The organism is Streptomyces sp. NPDC002734 (genome assembly GCF_040295685.1).
GTDB lineage: Bacteria > Actinomycetota > Actinomycetes > Streptomycetales > Streptomycetaceae > Streptomyces.
The window spans coordinates 25,236-43,128 of record NZ_JBEOVU010000011.1 but is presented as its reverse complement, the minus strand read 5'-3'; the positions used below and the strand labels follow the sequence as shown (position 1 = coordinate 43,128).

At 74.6% G+C, this 17,893-nt stretch carries 20 protein-coding genes and 1 pseudogene; 10 read left to right on the top strand and 11 right to left on the bottom strand.

What is annotated here, in order from left to right:
- Window positions 1-111: 111 nt before the first annotated feature.
- Together ABT026_RS12220 and ABT026_RS12215 are read right to left on the bottom strand one after the other, a co-directional pair.
- Complete coding sequence (locus tag ABT026_RS12220; RefSeq protein WP_351114123.1) at window positions 112-459, bottom strand: alpha-amylase inhibitor; 348 nt, start codon at window positions 457-459, stop codon at window positions 112-114.
- Window positions 460-748: 289 nt separating this feature from the next.
- Window positions 749-931, bottom strand: a complete 183-nt coding sequence (locus ABT026_RS12215) for a hypothetical protein (RefSeq protein WP_351114122.1) — start codon at window positions 929-931, stop codon at window positions 749-751.
- Window positions 932-1,286: 355 nt separating this feature from the next.
- Here ABT026_RS12215 and ABT026_RS12210 point away from each other — a divergent pair, with 355 nt between their 5' ends.
- Window positions 1,287-1,928: an HAD-IA family hydrolase gene (locus ABT026_RS12210; RefSeq protein WP_351114121.1), complete on the top strand. Its 642-nt coding sequence runs from the start codon at window positions 1,287-1,289 to the stop codon at window positions 1,926-1,928.
- A 30-nt stretch (window positions 1,929-1,958) separates the two neighbouring features.
- On the opposite strand, the gene ABT026_RS12205 is transcribed toward ABT026_RS12210, so the two are convergent.
- Window positions 1,959-2,978, bottom strand: a complete 1,020-nt coding sequence (locus ABT026_RS12205; RefSeq protein WP_351114274.1) for a DMT family transporter — start codon at window positions 2,976-2,978, stop codon at window positions 1,959-1,961.
- Window positions 2,979-3,016: 38 nt separating this feature from the next.
- Window positions 3,017-3,631, bottom strand: a complete 615-nt coding sequence (locus ABT026_RS12200; RefSeq protein ID WP_351114120.1) for a TetR/AcrR family transcriptional regulator — start codon at window positions 3,629-3,631, stop codon at window positions 3,017-3,019.
- Between the two features lie 273 nt (window positions 3,632-3,904).
- Here ABT026_RS12200 and ABT026_RS12195 point away from each other — a divergent pair, with 273 nt between their 5' ends.
- The 3 genes from ABT026_RS12195 to ABT026_RS12185 all read left to right on the top strand — a co-directional run bounded on the left by ABT026_RS12195 (window position 3,905) and on the right by ABT026_RS12185 (window position 5,763).
- Window positions 3,905-4,030 (top strand): hypothetical protein, encoded by a 126-nt coding sequence (locus ABT026_RS12195; protein WP_351114119.1) that lies wholly within the window; start codon window positions 3,905-3,907, stop codon window positions 4,028-4,030.
- Window positions 4,031-4,448: 418 nt separating this feature from the next.
- Entirely contained in the window at window positions 4,449-4,919 is a 471-nt protein-coding gene (locus ABT026_RS12190) for a lamin tail domain-containing protein (protein ID WP_351114118.1), read from the top strand.
- 265 nt (window positions 4,920-5,184) lie between these two features.
- Window positions 5,185-5,763 carry a L,D-transpeptidase family protein gene (locus ABT026_RS12185; protein ID WP_351114117.1) on the top strand — a complete coding sequence of 193 codons (579 nt, stop codon included), beginning with the start codon at window positions 5,185-5,187 and terminating at the stop codon, window positions 5,761-5,763.
- 57 nt (window positions 5,764-5,820) lie between these two features.
- Here the strand turns inward: ABT026_RS12185 and ABT026_RS12180 are convergent, their stop codons facing one another.
- The 3 genes from ABT026_RS12180 to ABT026_RS12170 all read right to left on the bottom strand — a co-directional run bounded on the left by ABT026_RS12180 (window position 5,821) and on the right by ABT026_RS12170 (window position 8,264).
- Window positions 5,821-6,324, bottom strand: coding sequence for a lamin tail domain-containing protein (locus ABT026_RS12180; RefSeq protein ID WP_351114115.1), 504 nt, complete (start codon window positions 6,322-6,324; stop codon window positions 5,821-5,823).
- Between the two features lie 93 nt (window positions 6,325-6,417).
- Window positions 6,418-7,443 carry an SEC-C domain-containing protein gene (locus tag ABT026_RS12175; protein WP_351114114.1) on the bottom strand — a complete coding sequence of 342 codons (1,026 nt, stop codon included), beginning with the start codon at window positions 7,441-7,443 and terminating at the stop codon, window positions 6,418-6,420.
- A 221-nt stretch (window positions 7,444-7,664) separates the two neighbouring features.
- Window positions 7,665-8,264 (bottom strand): hypothetical protein, encoded by a 600-nt coding sequence (locus tag ABT026_RS12170; RefSeq protein ID WP_351114113.1) that lies wholly within the window; start codon window positions 8,262-8,264, stop codon window positions 7,665-7,667.
- Between the two features lie 228 nt (window positions 8,265-8,492).
- Here ABT026_RS12170 and ABT026_RS12165 point away from each other — a divergent pair, with 228 nt between their 5' ends.
- Window positions 8,493-9,419: a hypothetical protein gene (locus ABT026_RS12165; RefSeq protein WP_351114112.1), complete on the top strand. Its 927-nt coding sequence runs from the start codon at window positions 8,493-8,495 to the stop codon at window positions 9,417-9,419.
- Between the two features lie 74 nt (window positions 9,420-9,493).
- Here ABT026_RS12165 and ABT026_RS12160 read toward each other — a convergent pair whose 3' ends face one another.
- Both ABT026_RS12160 and ABT026_RS12155 read right to left on the bottom strand, forming a co-directional pair.
- Entirely contained in the window at window positions 9,494-9,985 is a 492-nt protein-coding gene (locus ABT026_RS12160; protein ID WP_351114110.1) for a heme-degrading domain-containing protein, read from the bottom strand.
- The gene (locus tag ABT026_RS12155) at window positions 9,982-11,061 is read right to left on the bottom strand and encodes a Gfo/Idh/MocA family protein (RefSeq protein ID WP_351114109.1); all 1,080 of its coding nucleotides are present in this window, start codon (window positions 11,059-11,061) and stop codon (window positions 9,982-9,984) included. Before ABT026_RS12155 ends, ABT026_RS12160 begins: the two co-directional genes overlap by 4 nt.
- Window positions 11,062-11,202: 141 nt before the next feature.
- On the opposite strand from ABT026_RS12155, the gene ABT026_RS12150 reads away from it, so the two are divergent.
- The 5 genes from ABT026_RS12150 to ABT026_RS12130 all read left to right on the top strand — a co-directional run bounded on the left by ABT026_RS12150 (window position 11,203) and on the right by ABT026_RS12130 (window position 15,444).
- Entirely contained in the window at window positions 11,203-11,934 is a 732-nt protein-coding gene (locus tag ABT026_RS12150) for a hypothetical protein (protein WP_351114108.1), read from the top strand.
- A 214-nt stretch (window positions 11,935-12,148) separates the two neighbouring features.
- On the top strand, window positions 12,149-12,928 hold the full coding sequence (locus tag ABT026_RS12145) for an HAD-IIA family hydrolase (protein ID WP_351114107.1): 780 nt from the start codon (window positions 12,149-12,151) through the stop codon (window positions 12,926-12,928).
- A gap of 126 nt (window positions 12,929-13,054) precedes the next feature.
- Complete coding sequence (locus tag ABT026_RS12140) at window positions 13,055-13,648, top strand: hypothetical protein (RefSeq protein ID WP_351114105.1); 594 nt, start codon at window positions 13,055-13,057, stop codon at window positions 13,646-13,648.
- Window positions 13,645-14,307, top strand: coding sequence for a class F sortase (locus ABT026_RS12135; RefSeq protein ID WP_351114103.1), 663 nt, complete (start codon window positions 13,645-13,647; stop codon window positions 14,305-14,307). Before ABT026_RS12140 ends, ABT026_RS12135 begins: the two co-directional genes overlap by 4 nt.
- A 114-nt stretch (window positions 14,308-14,421) precedes the next feature.
- Window positions 14,422-15,444 carry a glycoside hydrolase family 6 protein gene (locus ABT026_RS12130; protein ID WP_351114102.1) on the top strand — a complete coding sequence of 341 codons (1,023 nt, stop codon included), beginning with the start codon at window positions 14,422-14,424 and terminating at the stop codon, window positions 15,442-15,444.
- A gap of 128 nt (window positions 15,445-15,572) precedes the next feature.
- Here ABT026_RS12130 and glxA read toward each other — a convergent pair whose 3' ends face one another.
- Both glxA and ABT026_RS12120 read right to left on the bottom strand, forming a co-directional pair.
- Window positions 15,573-17,537: a radical copper oxidase GlxA gene (gene glxA, locus ABT026_RS12125; protein ID WP_351114100.1), complete on the bottom strand. Its 1,965-nt coding sequence runs from the start codon at window positions 17,535-17,537 to the stop codon at window positions 15,573-15,575.
- Window positions 17,534-17,893, bottom strand: a pseudogene (locus tag ABT026_RS12120) (hypothetical protein); the annotation flags it as partial. The gene glxA and the pseudogene ABT026_RS12120, both read right to left, overlap by 4 nt.

Genomic DNA, 17,893 nt, shown 5'->3' with positions numbered 1-17,893 from the left:
CGCTCGGCTCTGGCCGCCTGGACGGCGCGGGGCCGACGTGACGATCCCACCAGCGCGCGCCGCCCCCCGCACGTCCGCGGGGCCGTCCGGGCGACCCGCCCGCCGGCCCGGTCAGCAGGTGACCGTGCGCTCGTAGGCGCCGGTGATCGACTCGTGCGCGTAGATCACGGAAGCCCCCGGCGCCAGCGCGTAGCAAGGGCTGTCGCCGGAGTCGTCCACCACGACCCTGACCCGCATCGCGCTCCCGCACTCGTTGGCGAGGTCGACGTCGAACCCCTCGTGGGTCGGGTTGACGTAGGGCTGCACGCAGGCCGGAGCGGTGCGGGCGGCGGCCGCGGCCGGGTCGGAGGGCCAGAGGGCGGCGGCGGTGGCTCCGACGGTGAGGGTGGCGGCGGCGATCACGGCGGTCCGACGGGCCGTCAGCCGCACGGTGCGCTCGCTGGGCTGCGTGGGGGACATGGGCACGCTCGCTTCCTGGGAGGCGGTCGAGGTGGCTCCATCCTCCGGCCGCCCCCGGACGGCGGCATCCGCGCTGGGCGGAACGGGTGACACGCACGCTCCTGACCTGCGGATACACCTCCGTCGTCACAGGGCCTGCGGGAACGCGCCGCACCCCCGGGGCCGTCGCGTCGCCGGACGCGGGGCCCGCGGGGGTGCGGGGCGGAGAAGACGCGACGTCGGCATCGTCGGCGACGTCACGGCAGAACGGTCGAACAGACAGGCAGGACCTGCGGAGCAGCCGGAACCGTCAGTCGTCGTGACCGGCGTTGGCGGTGCCGTAGTTGCCCTCCTCGGAGGTCCACTGGGTGCCGGAGAAGATGTTCGGCGAGTGGTCGTCGTCGTCGTGGGCGACGGCCGTCCCGGCGCCGAGGCCGGCGGCGGCGATGGCGAAGGCGGCCAGAACGGTGGCGGTGGCGCGGCGAACGCGCATGGTTCCTCCTCAGGGATCGGTCCCCGGACGCGGAACGGTCGGGCGGGTTTTCGCGTCCGGTGGACCCATGGCACCAGCCGCAAGCCGTCCGGAGCCGCCGCCGGCCCCGTGTCGCGCCCACCGTTCACCCATCGGACCCATCCCGAGGTGCGACCGGACCACCGGTGTGCCCGTGACGCCACCGACCTGAGCCCTTCCCGGCCCTCGTCCCCGGCAGGCCCGTCAGGACCGGGCGACGACGGGTCGACGACAGGGTGACGAGGGGCGAGCCCCCGGGCGCGTGACGGCTGCGCGAAGACGCCGACCTCCGACGCGGAGGGGTGAGCGCGCCTCTCACTGCACGAGAATGCGCGGCATGTCCACGACTTCCGCGCGCCCGCGCCCCTTCGACGCCGTGCTCTGCGACCTCGACGGCGTCATACGCCACTGGCCGTCCGCCGACGCCCTGGAGCTGGCCAACGGCCTTCCCGTCGGCGCCCTGGCCGCCGCGGCCTTCGCCCCGGCCCGGCTGCACCCCGCCGTCACCGGCGAGGTCACCGACGAGCAGTGGCGTGCGGCCGTCACCGACGACCTCGCCGCGCGTCACGGGTCCAGGCGCAGGGCCGAGGCCTTGGTCGCGGACTGGTCGGCCGTTCTGCCGGTGGTCGACGAGGACGTCGTCGCCCTGCTCCGGCGGGTCCGCGAGGTCGCCGCCGTCGCCCTGGTCACCAACGCGACCACCCGGCTGGAGCGGGACCTGGAGCGGCAGGGACTCGACGGCCTCGCCGACGTGGTGGTCAACACCGCGCGGATCGGGGTGGCGAAGCCCGACCCGCGCGTCGTCCGCCATGCCGCCGAGCGACTCGGCGTGCCGGTCGGGCGCTGCCTGTTCGTCGACGACACGGAGGCCCACGTGCTGGCCGCCCGGGAGACCGGGATGACCGCGCTGCACCATCGTCGGGTCGCCGACCTGCGCACGGCGCTCGCACCCCTGCTCGGCGACGGCGGGGCCGCCTGAACCGGTCGTCCGGCCCGGGACGAGCCCGCTTCACCCGCGCGAGCCGACGCCCCCGCCCGGTCCTGGAACGGTGACCGGATCCTCCGCGTCGACGGCCGCCACGGGGCCGGCCGGGGCGGTCCGGCGTCCACGCGGGGCGCGCGCCGGTGTGGTCAGGACGGCGAGGCAGGCGACGACCAGGAGGATGCCGGTCCAGCCCGGTGCCGGCAGGCGTTCGCCGACCACCAGGACGGCCAGCAGCGCCGCGACCGCGGGCTCCAGGAGCGAGAGCGTGGTCGCGGTGCTCGCCGGCACATGGGAGAGACCCCGGCCGAAGAGGACGTAGCCCAGGAACATGGGCACCAGCGCCATGTACGTGCCGACGGCGGCGTTGGACCAGGAGGCCAGCAGCGGGGCGCCGGTGGCCAGCAGGACCGGCATCAGCAGCAGCCCGCCCAGGCCGAAGACGGCGCCCATGGCCGCGCCCGAGGTGACGCCGCGGCTGATCAGGCGGTGGGCGGCCCAGGAGTACAGGGCGTAGGTGAGACCGGCGGCCAGGCCGAGACCGATGCCGAGCACCGTCGCCCCGGTGGAACCCGCCCCCGCGCGGCCGGGACCGGAACCGGCGGCCTGGACGGCGCAGAGCAGGACCGTGCCGGACAGGCCCAGCGCGGCCGCGGCCGTCCAACGACGGGTCAGGCGGCGGCCGTCCGCGACACGTTCGACCAGGGCCGAGGCGAGCGGGGCGGAACCGATCGACACCACGGTGCCGACGGCGACCCCGGCCAGGTGCATGGAGGTGTAGAAGGCCAGCGGGTAGGCCCCGACCGAGAGCGCCCCGAGCAGCACCACCCCCCGGTGACGGCGCAGGTCCGCGGACTCCCGGCGGATGCGAGGCGCGGCGACGAGCGCCTGGAGCAGGCCGCCCAGGCCCATCGCGACGGCGCCGATCGCCAGCGGTCCCACCGCCGGGGCGAAGGTGGCGGCGGTGCCGGTGGTGCCCCACAGCACCGAGGCCAGCAGGACGCACACGGCCCCGACGCCCGCCGAGCGCCCGACGCCCTGCCGCAAGCCCTCCGAGGGGCCGTCCGCGCGGCCGCCGGGCCGCCTCACAGCCGGTCCAGCAGGTCGGAGGCCATCGCCCGGGCCCGCTCCAGCCGGGTGCCGGCGCCTTCCAGGCCGGCCCGGGCCATCGCGCCCTCCAGCAGGAAGGAAAGATGTTCCGCCGTCGCCCGCGCCCGCTCCGGACGACCGGGGAGCAACGCGTCGAGATGCCCGGCGAGCAGGCCCTCGACCTCCTCCTTGTGCCGGCGCACCACCTCCCGGCCCTCGTCCCCGGCGGGCAGCTCGGCGGCCGCGTTCAGCAGGCCGCAGCCGCGGAAGCCCCGGTCGTAGGCGAAGGCGGCATGGTCGGCGTAGGCGTCGAAGACCGCGAGGACCCGGCCGCGCGCGTCGTGGGCCGCCTCCAGCCGCCGCCGGTAGAGACCGAGCCACTCCTCGTGCCGGGCGTCGAGGTAGGCCATCACCAGGTCGGACTTGGAGGAGAAGTTGTTGTACAGGCTCATCTTCGCCACGCCCGCCTCGGCGGTGATCGTGTCGATGCCGGTCGCCGCCACGCCGTCCGCGTAGAAACGGCGGGCCGCCGCGGCCAGCAACCGTTCCCGGGCGGCTCCGCGCCGCCTGCCGGGACGTGCCGCCTCCACCGGTCCGGTGCTCTCGCCCATCCGGCCCTTCCTTCCTTAATTAGGTAGGTCAGTCTACCTATACGGTCGGGTGGCAGCGCATCCGCTTTCCTGGACACCTCCCGCGCGGGGCTCACGCGGCGCGTTCGCCGGAGAGGACGGGGCCGAGAGGCGGCGCGCGAAGGAGGTGGGCTCCGGCCGTCCGGGTGAACGGACGGAGAGAGGTATGTGCGGGGCGCCGAGCCGTGCTGATCCTGCGGGGAACGGGCCCTGTTGATCGATCCGGAGGGGCCCTCACCTGGAAGGACAGTGCTGATGACGCGAGGGACGTTCCTGCGGCTGACGGTCGGGCTGGCGGCGGGCGCGGTGTTCGGGGCGAGGCGGTGGAGGGTGACGTCCACGGCATGGGTCAACCCACGCTCGGAGGTCTGGGACGGCTGAGTGTGTCGGTGTGCGTCCAGGGGTCGCGGCGAGGCGTGGTGGCGCGCAGATGTTCGCCCGACGGCATTGACCGGCATGAACGTTCGACAGGGCGTGGCGGATGCGTAACGGCCCCGGGGCGAGATGTGAAGGAGTTCTGGAGAGGGGAGGTTTGGACGCGGACGGTGCTCCCGGCCCCGAATACCGGGATGGGTGCATATGGAAGTTAACCGTGGGTTGCACCCGAGTGAGTGACATTGAGCGGCATATAGGGAAGTAACGCCAATGTCCGTGATTCGTAACAGCGCCTGATTCGCATCCCTTTCGCCGGGTCGGCGGCGGCAGAGTTCGACCCCTCGGCAGCCCGCCGGGACCTGCACATCGCCTCAGCCGGCCCACTGCCCACGTGGGCCGGTCGGGGCCGCACGAAAGGGACCGCATGTCTCCCATCAAGCGCTTCATCGCCGCCGCTCTCGTCGCCGGCTCCGCCATCGGCGCGACGGCCCTGCCGGCCTCCGCGGACCACCATCACGGCGACCGTGACCGCCGTGGCTCGGTCGAGATCACCGCCGTCCAGGCCGACTCGCCCGGCCCGGAGACCCGGTCGAACCGCTCCCTGAACGGCGAGTGGGTCCAGGTGACGAACAAGGGCCGTCACAGCGTCAGCCTGCGGGGGTGGACCCTGCGGGACCAGGACCACAACGTCTACACCTTCAGGGGCAACGTGCGTCTGGCGCCCCGTCAGTCGGTCCTCGTGCACAGCGGACGTGGCTACGACGGCCGCGGCCATGTCTACCAGGGCCGCCACAACTACGTGTGGGACAACCACGGCGAGACGGCCACCCTCCGGAACGCGCGGGGCGAGTTCGTGGACGCGGCCCACTACGGCCGTGGTGGGAGCCGCCGTTGAGCGGTGACCCCTCCTTGTCCTGAACGCTGAAGCGCCGGCCTTCCCCGTACCGCACCTCTCGGGGAAAGGCCGGCGTCTCGGCGTGCCCGGACCGGCGGAACCGAAGGGCTCGCCGCGGGCGCGGGGGGCGCGCGACCAGGGTGCGCTCCTGCCGTTCGGGTGGCTGCTGTCGGCCAGGGCTTCCCCGGCCCGCCCCGCGCTGTCGATGCTGCCGACGGAAGGCCGGACGGCCGGCCGGACCGAACGGGTGGAAGGCGGGAGCGCGGTGGCGGCGACCAGAACGTGGTGGGCGACGAGAACGTGGTGGGCGCGGGGCGCGTGCGGGGCGGCGGTCGCCCTGGCCGTGGCGGCGGGGGTGCTGGGGACGGCGGGGGCCTCGATCGCGGCGCGGCCCGAGGTGACCCTGGTGTTCGACAAGAATCCGCAGCACCCGGACCGGTCCACCCTGACCCTGCGCCGCGGCGGTGAGCGGCAGGCCCGCTACCGGGCGGGCTCCGGCGACGGGAGCACCGACGACTGTGCCGCCGGGCGGGGGTGGCTGCCGGACGGACAGTGGCGCATCGTGCTCAAGGACCGGCGGTTCAAGGGCGGCAAGGTCCGCGGCTACGGGATCCAGCTGGGCGACATGAGGTGCGCCGGGGGCGAGGTGACGCGGACCGGCATGTTCGTCCACTCCGAGATGCACCGCGACGGCAGCCAGGGGGACACCGAGCCGCGCCGCTGGGACGGCGAGGCCGACTACCTCTCCGACGGATGCGTGAAGCTGCGGCCGGAGGACATCAAGGACCTCTTCCGCAGGCTCGACGCGCTCGGCTGGCCGGAGCGGCTGCGGGTGGTCCCGTGACGGGCGCGCCCCGAAGGGAGCGCGCCCGCGCGCAGGTGCGGTGGCGGGAAGCGGTGATCAGCCGTGGAAGCCGATGTACCCGTTGCCGTCGCGGTCGTTCGCGGACTTGCTGTACGCGTGGGTGTCCGAGCCCGACCCGGACGGCTTGTAGAGGTAGATGGTGTCCCGGTCGTTGTTCCACAGGAAGTTGCAGTTGTCGCGGTAGACCACGTTCTTGGCGTCGGAGTCCGAGCCGTTGCCGCCGCGCAGGCGGATGTAGTCACCGGGCTGAAGCGAGTGGGACGCGGTGAAGGTGAACGAGTTGCCGGCCGCGTCCTCCACGACGTAACCCCGCAGGTTGATCGTCGCGGTCTTCGAGTAGTTCTTCAGCGTCAGGTACTCCTGGCTGGTGTTGCCCGACGTGCAGCTGTTGCGGTCGGTGCCCGGCGCGTCGTACTGGACGCCCCGGATCTTGAGCGCGGACGTGTACTCGGCGGCCTGCGCCGGGGCGGCGGTCAGAACGCCCAGGCTGACGGTGGAGACGGCGGCCAGCAGGGCCGCGCCCACGGTGGACTTGCGCATGAGGATTTCCCCCCTCGGTCGTACGGGTGGAGCGAGGGGGGAAGTCTACGTCCGTGAATATTGTGTGACGAGATTATGGATGTTTTAGGTCTGTCACGAGCGCCGGCCGTGGCAGGCGTGGTACTGGCTTCCCGACCCGCACCAGCACGCGGCGGTGGGCTCCGGCGGCCAGGGCAGGGCCCGGCCCCGGGCGGCGAGGGTGGTGGCGTACTGCGGGAGCAGGGTGGCGTCCTCGGGGGAGGCGGCCTCCGAGGCGGCGAAGGCCTCGTAGGAGGGGACCGTGCCGGAGACGATGCCCAGGTTGGGGGTGCCGGAGGCGGCGAGCTCGCGCAGGCTGGCCTCTATCGCGGCGACGTGCTCGGCGTGCGAGGGGTACTCCGCCGACAGCCCCGGGTAGGCGGCCAGCAGTTCCTCCAGCTCCCGCTCCGGCCAGTGCAGGACCGCCACCGGGAACGGGCGGGAGATCTCGCGGCGGAAGGCTCCGAGCTCGGCCCGCAGGCGGGCGATCTCCGCGGACAGCTCGCCCGGGTCGGAGGAGCCGAGGGACCAGACCCGCTTGGGGTCGTGCAGCTCGTCGAGGCGGACGGCCGAGGAGGAGTCGTGCAGGCGGTCGGCCAGCGAGTCCCAGGCGTCGTGGTCGGCGCCGAGCATGCGGCGCACCCGGTGCCGGCCGTAGAGGAGCGGGCGGGTCGCCGACGTGGGCTCCTGCGAGTCGCCGATCAGCAGCCGGGCCCCGTCGGTGAACGTCTCCTCGGCCAGCGCCAGCTCGTCGTGGGTCTCCAGGGCCTCCGCGACGACCACCCACGCCTCCGGCGTCCGGGGCGCCGCCGCCCGCACGCCGTCGATGATCGCGCGGGCCTCCGCGACGTGGTCGTACCGCCACAGGTTGGACGCCTTCAGCGCGCGGACCAGCTGCGGGTCGTCCAGCTCGGCGGGCGCGGCGAGCAGCCGGTCGTACAGGGCGGTGGCCGCGGGCCGGTCACCGGCCAGCTCGCGGTGCGCGGCGGCCCGCAGCAGCAGGGCCTCGGCGTCCGCCGGGTAGAGAGCGGCGGCGCGCTCCAGGCGGGCCGCTTCTTCGGTGTGGTCGACGGCGTTCTCTGCAGGCATGTCGGGACGCATGTCCTCACGGTAGCGCCGGGGTCCGACGCGGTGGGGGGAGTGGGGTCACGGTGTCGGCAGCGTCACGGTGGAGCAGGCGCAGGCCCGCCGCTCGCACGCCACCCGGCGGCCGCAGGGAGCCGCCGGGTGGCGTGGGTGTGAGGGGCGGAGCGGTCCGGAGCAGGCGCCCGGGCGGGGAGCCGTACCCGGGTCGGGTCCGGGCGCCTGCCGATCGGTGGACGTCAGAAGTAGGTGACGTCCAGGACACCGCGCTCGAACTCGTACTGGACGTACGCGCGGCCGCGGTGGCTGTCGCGGTAGACGACGTCGCCGCGCGAGCCGCGGACGCGGTCCGCGGTGTCGCGGATGTACCTGTCCAGGCAGCGGTTCTCACGCAGGTCGACCTTGTAGCCGTTCGCGTGGGTGTAGCGCCCGCGGCGGTTGTCCCAGTCGTTGCCGACCTCGGTGCCGTTGACGACGACCACGTTGCAGCGGCTGTCGCGCTTGAGCTTCACCAGGCCGCGGACGGTGTCCTCCTGGATGCCCTGGTAACTGGTGCAGCGGGAGCGGTTGACGTTGTGGCAGTCGCCCGGCGAGACACGGCGCACGCCCGCACGGTCGAGGATGCGGTCCGCCTGGCGGTCGCTGAGGCGCTCACCGGGCCGCGAGGCGACGGAGTCGGCCGCGGTGGGGGCGGCGGAGGCGACCGGGGCGAAGGCCATCAGGCCGCCGGCCAGGGCGGTGGCGAGGAGGGCGGCGACGGCCCCCTTGCGCCGGCGGGCCGGCGTGGCGGAGGAGGCGGCCTCGGTGGCCGGGGCGAGCTGCTCGGTGGCGTTACGCACGGATGCGGGTCCTTTCGACTGCCGTCGTGGTCGCGTCGTGGATCGCTGACGACGGTGGTTTCACCCGGCCGAAGACGCTCGACCGGGTGGGTTGGACGTCTCAACCCTGCCCCGGCAAATCCGGCCAGTTCTATACTTCCGGCGGGTCAGTTGATTCATGCACAAATCGGCTTCTATGCACGCGGCTGACCAGCGATCATGCATGGAAGCGTGGGGGAGGCGCATCAAATGCGTGAGGAATCCGGCCGGAGTTGTGAGGAGTTCGCGAAGGGTGGGAGCGCGGCGCGGCTGAAGCTGGCGGCGCTCCTGCGGAGTTGGTGGCAGGAGGATCCGGGCCGGGCCACGCAGTCGTCGCTGGCGCGGAAGCTGGGCGAGCGGGGAGTGAAGACCAGTCAGGAGATGCTCTCGCGGTACCTGCACCGCACCCGGCCCACCGTGGCCCGCCCGGACGTCGTCCGGGCGCTGCACGCGGTGCTGGAGCGCGGGGACGCGGAGCTGGAGGAGGCGCTGGAACTCCTCGCGGCGGCGCGGGGGGACGACGCGGGAATCGGTGCGGGGACCGGCACCGGCACCGGGACCGGTACCGGGACCGGGCCCGGCGCGGGCCTCGGTCCGGCCGGAGGCCGTGGGGCGGCCACCGGTGCGGGGCCGGTCGGTGCTTCCGGCGGCGGGAGCGCGGGGGCGGCGTCCCCGGCTTCGCATCCGGTCCCGCATCCGGCTCCGCAGCCGGTCCCGGCCTCGGTGGGCGCCGGGACGAGGGCGTCCGCGGGTGCCGGGGAGGGTGCCACGGCCGGCGCCGGAGCCCCGTTCGCACCGGCGGCCGCCGTGCCGGGCCCGGACACGGGCCCGGTTCCGGCTCCGCTTCCGGTGCCGCGTCCCCGGACGGAGGCCGGAGCGGTGACCGGGCCGGCGCGCGGGGCCGTGACCGGGGTCGCCCCGGCGGCGGGGGCGGCGGGCGTTCCGCTCCCCCTGGTGACCGAGCAGGATCTGCGGTGGCGGCGCTGGTCGGCGGCGGTCACCGCCGCGGCGGCCGCGGCGGCGGGGATGGTGCTGACCGCCGCGGTGACGCTCGGGGACGCACAGGACACGCGGGTGCAGGCGCCGCCGGTCTGCCCGGTCGCCCCGACCAGCCCCGCCTCACCCCACCCGAGCTGAGCCCTGACGCGACGCCCGGCAGCACCGTGAGGGTCCTGCCGGGCGCCGGGCGCCGGGTGCGGTGCGGGGGCGGGTCAGTCGAGGGTGAGGCCCAGGAAGCGTTCCAGTGCCTCGACGACCAGGGCGTGGTCCTGCGCCTGCGGGAGCCCGGAGACGGTGACCGCGCCGATCACGCCGACCCCGTCGACCCGCAGCGGGAACGAGCCGCCGTGCGCCGCGTAGACGTCCGGGTCGAGGCGGGAGGACTCGTCGAAGTTCTGGCCCTTGGCCCGGAACCGGGTGCCGACCAGGAAGGAGGCGTGCCCGTACCGCATCACCACGCGGCGCTTGCGGTCGATCCACGCGTCGTTCTCCGGCGCGGACCCCTCCAGCGCCGCGTGGAAGAGCTGCTGGCCGGCCCGGTGGATGTCGACCGCGACCGGGGCCTGCCGCTCCCGGGCCAGCGCCACCAGCAGCGAGCCCAGCTCCCAGGCGTCCTCGTTGCTGAAGCGGGGGAGGACCAGGCGGCGCTCCTGCGCCTCGAGTTCCTCGACGGTGGGGGAGAGTTCCGGAGTCATCCTGGTCATGCCGGCTTCACCGTCCCGCCGTCACGGGCGGACCCCGCCGCCGCCTCCAGCACCGCCAGCGCGTCCGCCGCCTCCAGCGCGGTCACCGGGTTGCGCCCGCCACCGCTCACCGCGGCGGCCACCGCGCGGTAGTACGAGGGGTAGTCGCCGGGCAGCGTGGGCACCGGCTCGCCGCCGCCCGTCAGCGGGGACTCGCCCGCGCCGATCGCGCCCCACAGCTCCTTGGGCTCGTGGCCCCAGCGCTCGCCCTCGGCGGCCGGGCGCAGGCCCTCGCGCAGGGCGTTCTCCTGCGGGTCCAGGCCGTACTTCACGTAACCCGCCTTCGAGCCCAGGACCCGGAAGCGCGGGCCGAGCTGCGCGGTCGTCGCCGACGCGTACAGGTGGGAGCGGACGCCACCGGTGTGGGTGACGGCGATGAAGACGTCGTCGTCGACCTGCGCGCCCTGGCGGCGGGTGTCGACCTCCGCGTAGACGGACTCGGCCGGGCCGAACAGGTGCAGCGCCTGGTCGACGACGTGGCTGCCGAGGTCGTACAGGAGCCCGCCGAGCTCCGCCGGGTCGGCCGACTCGCGCCAGCCGCCCTTGGGCCGGGGGCGCCAGCGCTCGAAGCGGGACTCGAACCGCTGGACCTCGCCCAGCGCGCCGTCGTCGAGCAGCTTGCGCAGGGTGAGGAAGTCGCCGTCCCAGCGGCGGTTCTGGAACACGGAGAGCAGCAGGCCCCGCTCCTCGGCCAGCGCGGCCAGTTCGCGGGCCTCGGCGGCGGTGCCGGCGACCGGCTTGTCCACGACCACGTGGAGGCCCTGGCGCAGCGCCTCGGTGGCCAGCGGGACGTGCGTCCGGTTGGGGGAGGCGACGACCACCAGGTCCAGCTCGCCGGCGCGGGGCCACAGTTCGTCCGCCGAGGCGGCGATCCGCACGTCGGGGTACTCGGCGCGGGCCTGGGCGGCCCGCTCGGGGTTGGAGGTGACCACGGTGTCGAGGGTCAGGCCCTCGGCGGCGGCGATCATCGGCGCGTGGAACACGGACCCGGCCAGGCCGTAGCCGACCAGGGCCACACGCAGCGGTGCAGTAGTCATACGAACACTCTGGCACGGAGGGTTCCCGTGCTGGTCCGGGCGGGGGGTTCCCCGCGGCCGTTCGAGTGGTGCGACAGCGTGTCGGGGATCGCGGGCGGGGTGCGGGGAAGTTCACCCGGCATGCGACGGTGGGCGGCTGCCGTGGCTCTGGCCGCGGCCGCGGTGGGTTCGGCGGCGCCGGCGGGGGTGGCCCCGGCGGCGGCCGGGGACCTCGCGGCGCCCGCGGCGGGGCAGGGGCGCGAGGGGGTGGGGAAGGGGAAGCGGGACTTTCCGGTGGTGGCCCGGCTGCGGGGGCCGCGGGTGTACCGGGCCGGTGACGTGCCGCAGGCGTGGACGCTGGAGCTGACGAACCGGTCGGCGCGGGTGTGCGCGGGGCTGCACCCGGTGGTGGTGCTCACCGACGAGCGGCGTGCGCTGCTGCCCGCGCAGGCGGCCCTGTTCTTCTTCGACGGGGAGCGGCCCCGGGCGGTCGACTTCGAGGGCACCGAACGCGACGAGCTGGTGGGCGTGTTCGGCGAGGACGGGAAGCGGCGTAAGGGCGGCTTCGAGGGGTTCACGGTGAAGGCCCGGCAGACCCTGCGGGTGCGGGTGCTGCTGGCGGTCGCGTCCGACGCCCGCGCCAACGAGGTGGCCGCGGAGGCGGTCGTGGTGCGGCGCACCGGGCGGGGCGGGGCGGACGGGGAGTGGGTGGGGCGGTCCGAGGACCCCTACCGGTTCCGCATCAGCCCGGCGGCCGCGCCCCCCGTGCGCGGGGCCGCCGGCCCCTCGGCCGAACGCGACCCCGCCTTCCCCTGGGCGCCGCTCGCCGCCGGCACGCTCGCGCTCTCCCTCACCGCCGCCGCGGCCTGGGCCCTCCGCCGCCGCCGTTCCTGAGGGCGACCCGCCTGCCGGCTCCTCCGAGGACCTCCGCACCGGCCGCCCCCGGGCGAGGGCACGGCTCCGCGGACGTCCCCGGCCCGAACGGGGTGTGTCCGCAGGTCGGACAGGTGCGGGCCGGGGGGAATACAGGGCCCCGGGACCTGGCTGGGGGTGGCAGGGGGCGCATAGGCTGGGGCCCCGGTGGCAGGAGAGGTTCAGGAGGCTGTGGATGTCCGAGCGCAAGCCCATCGAGTCGTGGCTCACGGACATGGACGGCGTGCTGATCCATGAGGGCGTCCCGATCCCCGGTGCCGAGGAGTTCATCAAGCGGCTGAAGGACAAGGACCGCCCGTTCCTGGTCCTCACCAACAACTCCATCTACACGCCCCGCGACCTCCAGGCCCGCCTGCGCAGGATGGGCCTGGACGTGCCGGTGGAGAACATCTGGACGTCCGCGCTGGCCACCGCCCAGTTCCTCGACGACCAGCGCCCCGGCGGCACCGCCTACGCGATCGGCGAGGCCGGCCTGACCACGGCGCTGCACGACATCGGCTACGTGCTCACCGACCACGACCCCGACTACGTGGTCCTCGGCGAGACCCGCACCTACTCCTTCGAGGCGATGACCAAGGCCGTCCGGCTGATCAACGCGGGCGCGCGGTTCATCGCCACCAACCCCGACGAGACCGGCCCCTCCACCGAGGGCCCGCTGCCCGCCACCGGCTCGGTGGCCGCGCTGATCACCCGGGCCACCGGCAAGCAGCCGTACTTCGCCGGCAAGCCCAACCCGCTGATGATGCGCACCGGCCTCAACCGCCTCGGCGCGCACTCGGAGAGCTCCGCGATGATCGGCGACCGGATGGACACCGACGTGCTGGCCGGCATGGAGGCCGGGCTGCGCACGTTCCTGGTGCTCACCGGCTCGACCGGCAAGGACCAGGTGGAGAACTACCCGTTCCGCCCCTCGGAGGTCGTCGCCTCGATCGCGGACATCGTCGACCTCGTCTGAGGCCGCCGCCGGGCGCGCGCTGCTCCGAACGGGCGGCGCGCACCCGTTCGTTCGTGGCATACCCGGCCCGCCCCCGATGCGGGACGGCGCGGTCCGGGGGAGCCTCCTGGTAACGGGAGGTTCGTGATGGGTGCACTACGTACGACGCTCAGCTGTGCGGGCGCCGCGGTGGCCGTCGCGCTCACCCCGGTGGCCGGCGCCTCCCTCACGGGGGACGGCGACGTGGCTGTGGCCCCGGTCGCGCCGCGTCCCGGCACCGACGTACGGGTGACCGTGAACGGCTGCGGCGGCCGCACCGGCACCGCCGCGTCCGACGCCTTCGTGGCCGAGGCCAGGCTGACCGGCACCGGGACCGACGGCGCGCTCACCGGCGAGACCCGCGTCCGCACCGGCGTCCGGCCGGGCGCGTACCGGGTCCGGGTGCGCTGCGACGGCGTGCCCGAACGCTTCACCGAGGTGCGGGTCGCCGACTCCCGCGGCGACGCCGTCGTCCCGGGCCGCCCCGCCTCGCCGACCGCCCCGGTCCCGGCCGGCGGCGGCGGGCTCGCCCGTGCGGAGGCCGAGGCGAGGGCCCGTGCGGAGGCCGAGGCCGAGGCGGCCGCCCCGGGCGCCGCGCAGACGGTCACCGGAGTGGTGCTGGCGGGGGTGGCCGCCGCCGTGGTGGTGTTCCTGCCGCGGACCGCCCGGACCGCCCGGAGGCGACGTGCGGGGCGACGATGACGGCCCGCGGCTCCCGCCTGCTGCCCGCCCTGACCTGGCTGACGCTGTTCGCGGCGACCCTCGTCTGGGCCGCGGAAATCACCGACCTCGACCCGCCGGCCGAGCAGCGCCGGCACCCCCCGGCGAACGCCGCCCCGCCCGCCGCTCCCGGCCCGGGCGTCCGGCTTCCCCCCGCCCGCCGGCCGCTGCCCGCGGCCGAGCCCCGGCGGATCGACGTGCCCTCGCTCGGGCTGAGCGCCCCGGTGGTGCCCCGGCCGCTCGACCCCTCGGGGGCTCCCGGGACTCCCCCCATGGAGATGGCGGGCGCGGTCGGCTGGTGGCAGCGGGGCCCCACCCCCGGAGCCGCGGGCCCGGCCCTGCTGGCCGGCCACCGGGACACCGGCAGCCGGGCCGCCGTCTTCCACCGGCTCGGCGATCTGCGGCCCGGCGACGCGATCGACGTCTACCGCAGCGACGGCCGGGCGGCCCGCTTCACCGTGGAGGAGGTGCGGACCCTGCGCCGCGCCGGCTTCGACGCCCGCATCGCCTACGGCCCCCGCCGGCCGGGTCGCGCGGAACTGCGGCTGATCACCTGCGCCGGGGCCTGGGACGAGGCGGCGCGGGCCTACACCGCCAACGTGGTGGTCTCCGCCTACCTCACCGGATCGGGTGGACGATGATCCGGAACTTCCGTGTTGTCACTACACGTTGCATTCGCGTGGGTGACAACTGAAATGTCAGGACTGAGAATGAGGACGACAGTGCGCCCAGGGGGGACAGCGAGGGGGAAACGGATGGACGTCAACAGGCGGACCGGGGTCGGCAGACGGCTCTGCGCGGCGGCGCTCGGCACGGCACTGCTGCTCACCGCCGTGGGCTGCTCCGACGACAAGGAGGAGCGGCAGCAGAAGCTCAGGGAGCGAGGCGCGCCGGCCGCGAAGGGGGCGCCGTTCTGGGTCAACCCGGACGGCAACGCGGCCCGGCAGGTCCATGCCTACGAACAGGAGGGCCGGGAGGCCGAGGCCGAGGCGATCCGGCGCATAGCGGAACAGCCGGTGGGGGAGTGGATCGGCACCGAGAACCCTGAGGGCGAGGCCCGCGGGCTCACCGAGGCCGCCGTCGCGGACGGCCGCAGGGCGCTGCTGGTGCTCTACAACATCCCGCACCGCGACTGCGGCAACTACAGCGGCGGCGGCGCCGCGGACGGCGACGCCTACCGGGCCTGGCTGGAAGGCGTGACCCGCGGCATCGGCGACCGCCCGGCGACGGTCGTCCTCGAGCCCGACGCCGTGCTGCACCTGGTCGACGGGTGCACGCCAGCCGAGTTCCACGAGGAGCGCTACGCGCTGCTCGGCGAGGCGGTGGCCCGGCTGAAGCAGCTGAAGAACACCCGGGTGTACGTCGACGCGGGGAACGCGGGCTGGGGCCGGCCGGAGCAGATCTGGGAGCCGCTGCGGCGGGCCGGGGTGGAGAAGGCCGACGGCTTCGCCGTCAACGTCTCCAACTTCTACTCCACCGAGGACTCCATCGCCTACGGCAGGACGCTCTCCGAGAAGATCGGCGGCAAGCACTTCGTCGTCGACACCAGCCGCAACGGCAACGGGCCCTACCAGGAGGGCGACCCGGGCGAGCGGTGGTGCAACCCGCCGGGCCGCGCGCTGGGCGAGAGGCCGACGACGCGGACGGCCGACCCGCTCGTCGACGCCTACGTGTGGGCCAAGCGGCCCGGGGAGTCCGACGGCACCTGCAAGGGCGGCCCCAAGGCCGGCGAGTGGTGGCCGGAGTACGCCCTGGAGCTCGCACGGGCCTCCCGGTGACGGTGCGGGAAGCGGCGACGGCGGCCGTGGTGGTGACGGCGGCGGCGGTGGTGACGGCGGCGTAGGCGTCGGGCCGAGGTACGCGGGTGGCGGTCCGGTGACCCGGACCGCCACCCACCCGGGCGGGCTCAGGAGACCTTCACCCACCGTGCCGTCGCGGGCACCCCGTCCCGGTCGGTGAGGAAGAGCATGTACCAGCCCGGCTGCACCAGGTTCCGGTTCTCCGGAACGGTCACCGTCACCGCACCGGCCTTGCCCGCCCTGCCCGGCGTCCTCCTCAGCCCGAGGGCGATCGAGCGCTGGTCCACGTCCGTGACATGGGTGGAGGCGCTGGGCCGGATCAGCCGCGCCGTCGCGAGACGGCCGGCGTCCGGGGTGCGGAAGGTGGCTTCACCGCCCCGGCGAAGGGTCCCGGGCCCGTCCTCCACCACCGGCCGCTCGCCGCGGAACAGGTACGGCGGGGTGTAGATCTCGATGCGCTGCTCGAACACGCCCGGTGTGGAGTTGGCCGGGTCGGCGTAGAGCGGGTCGGAGCCGAAGAACATCACCCGTCCGTCGGGCAGCAGCAGCGACCCGGAGTGGTAGTTGCGGCCCACCAGCGGGTCGGCGACGCGGCGGAAGGAGTTCTTCTCCGGGTCGTACAGGCGCGCCTCGAGGATGTCGGAGCCGGACCGCCCCCGGTAGTCCTGCGAGCCGCCCGACACCAGCACGGTGTCGTCCGGCAGGATCGACGCCTGCGGGTACCGGGTGCCGCGCCCGAGCGACGGGCCGTCGGTGAAGCGCGGCTTCTTCGCCTTCAGGTCGACCAGCCGCGTCCGCTCGCTCGACCGGCGCGACTCGCCGATGCCGCCGCCGCCGATCACCAGGTACTTCTCCTCCTGCGCCGGCGGCAGCAGCACGGTGCCCGAGGTCTCCAGCCGGTCGGGGTCGCTCATCCCGGGGATGCGGGTGAACCGGTCGGTCTCCACGTCCCAGATCCCCGGGTCGCGGCCCACGTCCGCGGGTCCGTACCCGGCGTTGGAACCCGAGTAGAAGACCTTGCCGCTCTGTGTGAGGAACAGGGCCGGGTAGGTGGGGAACTGACGCTCCTTCCGGGTGTACGACCACTTCCTGGTCCGCGGGTCGTACACCTCGTTCTTGCCCGGCACCAGCTGGCCGACCTCGTCCAGGCCCGAGACGGACAGCACCTTGCCGTCGGAGAGCGTGGTGAGCGTCGGGTACCAGCGCGCCTCGTTCATCGGGTCGACCTTGATGTACCGCTCGGCCACCGGGTCGAACTCGTAGGCGTCGCGGATCCCCTGGAAGTCCCGCTTGTCCAGCGCGAGCTTCTGCGCGATGCCGTAGGTGTTGCGGGCGTCCGCGCCCTTCAGACCCTCGATGCGGTAGTTGTCCTCGGCGCCGGTCCGGTAGCGGGCACCGTTCCGGGCCGCCTCGACGTACACGCGGCCCAGACCGGCGTCGTTGCCGAGGAACTTGCCGGTCGCCGGGTCGAACTTCTTGGTGGCCCGCGGGACCAGCACCGGGTCCTGGGCGACGAAGGTCTTTCCGTTCTTCTTCCCGGTGAAGCGGGTCCCCTCCTTGATGGTCATCGGCTTGTCGGGGTTCTCGTTGTGGACGACCATCAGGCCGCCCGCCTTGGTGACGTCGCCCTTCAGCCGCTCGTAGCGCTGGGTGCCGCCGGCGACGAGCAGGTTGCCGTCGGCGAGCTGGGTGTGGCCGGTGCAGAACAGGTCGCTGGGCGTGGGGACCTTCTTGATCGTCCCCTTCACCGGGTCCCACACGCGGGTGTCGAACCGCTTGGCGTCGAAGTTCCTCCGGTCGTTGCCGGAACCGGCGACCAGCAGCACCTTGCCGGTGCGGAGCAGGGCGGCGTGGATGGTGTTCTGCCGGTACCCCTCGGGGAACTCGACGATCTCCCAGCGGCCGTTGCCCGCCTTGTACTCGGGGCGGTCGATCGCGTAGGCGTGGTACTTCTCCGTGCCGAAGCGGTACAGCCAGGGGCCGTTGGCGCCGGCCAGGGCCAGCACCACGGCCGTCACCAGGGCGATGCGGCGGGCCTTGCGCCGCGAAGGGCTCGTCCGACGAGGCGTCATGCCCGCGGTCCCTCCTCGGCGGTGGCCGCGTGACCGGTGCCGACGGGTGCGGCGTGGCCGAGCCCCGCGTCCGCTTCACCACGGCCGGCGGCCTCCGCGCGGACGGTCCGCGCGCGGGTGGGCTTCGCGTCCGCGGGTTCCGTGTCCCTCGGCTTCGCGTCCCTGGGCTCCGCGTCCTCGGGCTCGACACCGGCGGGACCGGCGTTCGCGGGCTTGGCGTCGGTGGGCTTCGCGTCCACAGGCTCCGCGTCCACAGGTTCCGCGTCCCTGGGCTCCGCGTCCTCGGGCTCGACACCGGCGGGACCGGCGTTCGCGGGCTTGGCGTCGGTGGGCTTCGCGTCCACAGGCTCCGCGTC

Excerpts from the sequence above, each read along its gene's own strand:
- ABT026_RS12155 (WP_351114109.1), bottom strand. The coding sequence starts at position 11,061 with ATGACTACTGCACCGCTGCGTGTGGCCCTGGTCGGCTACGGCCTGGCC.
- ABT026_RS12210 (WP_351114121.1), top strand. The coding sequence starts at position 1,287 with ATGTCCACGACTTCCGCGCGCCCGCGCCCCTTCGACGCCGTGCTCTGC.
- ABT026_RS12200 (WP_351114120.1), bottom strand. The coding sequence starts at position 3,631 with ATGGGCGAGAGCACCGGACCGGTGGAGGCGGCACGTCCCGGCAGGCGG.
- ABT026_RS12130 (WP_351114102.1), top strand. The coding sequence starts at position 14,422 with ATGGACGTCAACAGGCGGACCGGGGTCGGCAGACGGCTCTGCGCGGCG.
- ABT026_RS12195 (WP_351114119.1), top strand. The coding sequence starts at position 3,905 with ATGACGCGAGGGACGTTCCTGCGGCTGACGGTCGGGCTGGCGGCGGGC.
- ABT026_RS12190 (WP_351114118.1), top strand. The coding sequence starts at position 4,449 with ATGTCTCCCATCAAGCGCTTCATCGCCGCCGCTCTCGTCGCCGGCTCC.
- ABT026_RS12180 (WP_351114115.1), bottom strand. The coding sequence starts at position 6,324 with ATGCGCAAGTCCACCGTGGGCGCGGCCCTGCTGGCCGCCGTCTCCACC.
- ABT026_RS12220 (WP_351114123.1), bottom strand. The coding sequence starts at position 459 with ATGTCCCCCACGCAGCCCAGCGAGCGCACCGTGCGGCTGACGGCCCGT.
- glxA (WP_351114100.1), bottom strand. The coding sequence starts at position 17,537 with ATGACGCCTCGTCGGACGAGCCCTTCGCGGCGCAAGGCCCGCCGCATC.
- ABT026_RS12215 (WP_351114122.1), bottom strand. The coding sequence starts at position 931 with ATGCGCGTTCGCCGCGCCACCGCCACCGTTCTGGCCGCCTTCGCCATC.
- ABT026_RS12175 (WP_351114114.1), bottom strand. The coding sequence starts at position 7,443 with ATGCGTCCCGACATGCCTGCAGAGAACGCCGTCGACCACACCGAAGAA.
- ABT026_RS12140 (WP_351114105.1), top strand. The coding sequence starts at position 13,055 with ATGGGTGCACTACGTACGACGCTCAGCTGTGCGGGCGCCGCGGTGGCC.
- ABT026_RS12160 (WP_351114110.1), bottom strand. The coding sequence starts at position 9,985 with ATGACCAGGATGACTCCGGAACTCTCCCCCACCGTCGAGGAACTCGAG.
- ABT026_RS12145 (WP_351114107.1), top strand. The coding sequence starts at position 12,149 with ATGTCCGAGCGCAAGCCCATCGAGTCGTGGCTCACGGACATGGACGGC.
- ABT026_RS12135 (WP_351114103.1), top strand. The coding sequence starts at position 13,645 with ATGACGGCCCGCGGCTCCCGCCTGCTGCCCGCCCTGACCTGGCTGACG.
- ABT026_RS12165 (WP_351114112.1), top strand. The coding sequence starts at position 8,493 with ATGCGTGAGGAATCCGGCCGGAGTTGTGAGGAGTTCGCGAAGGGTGGG.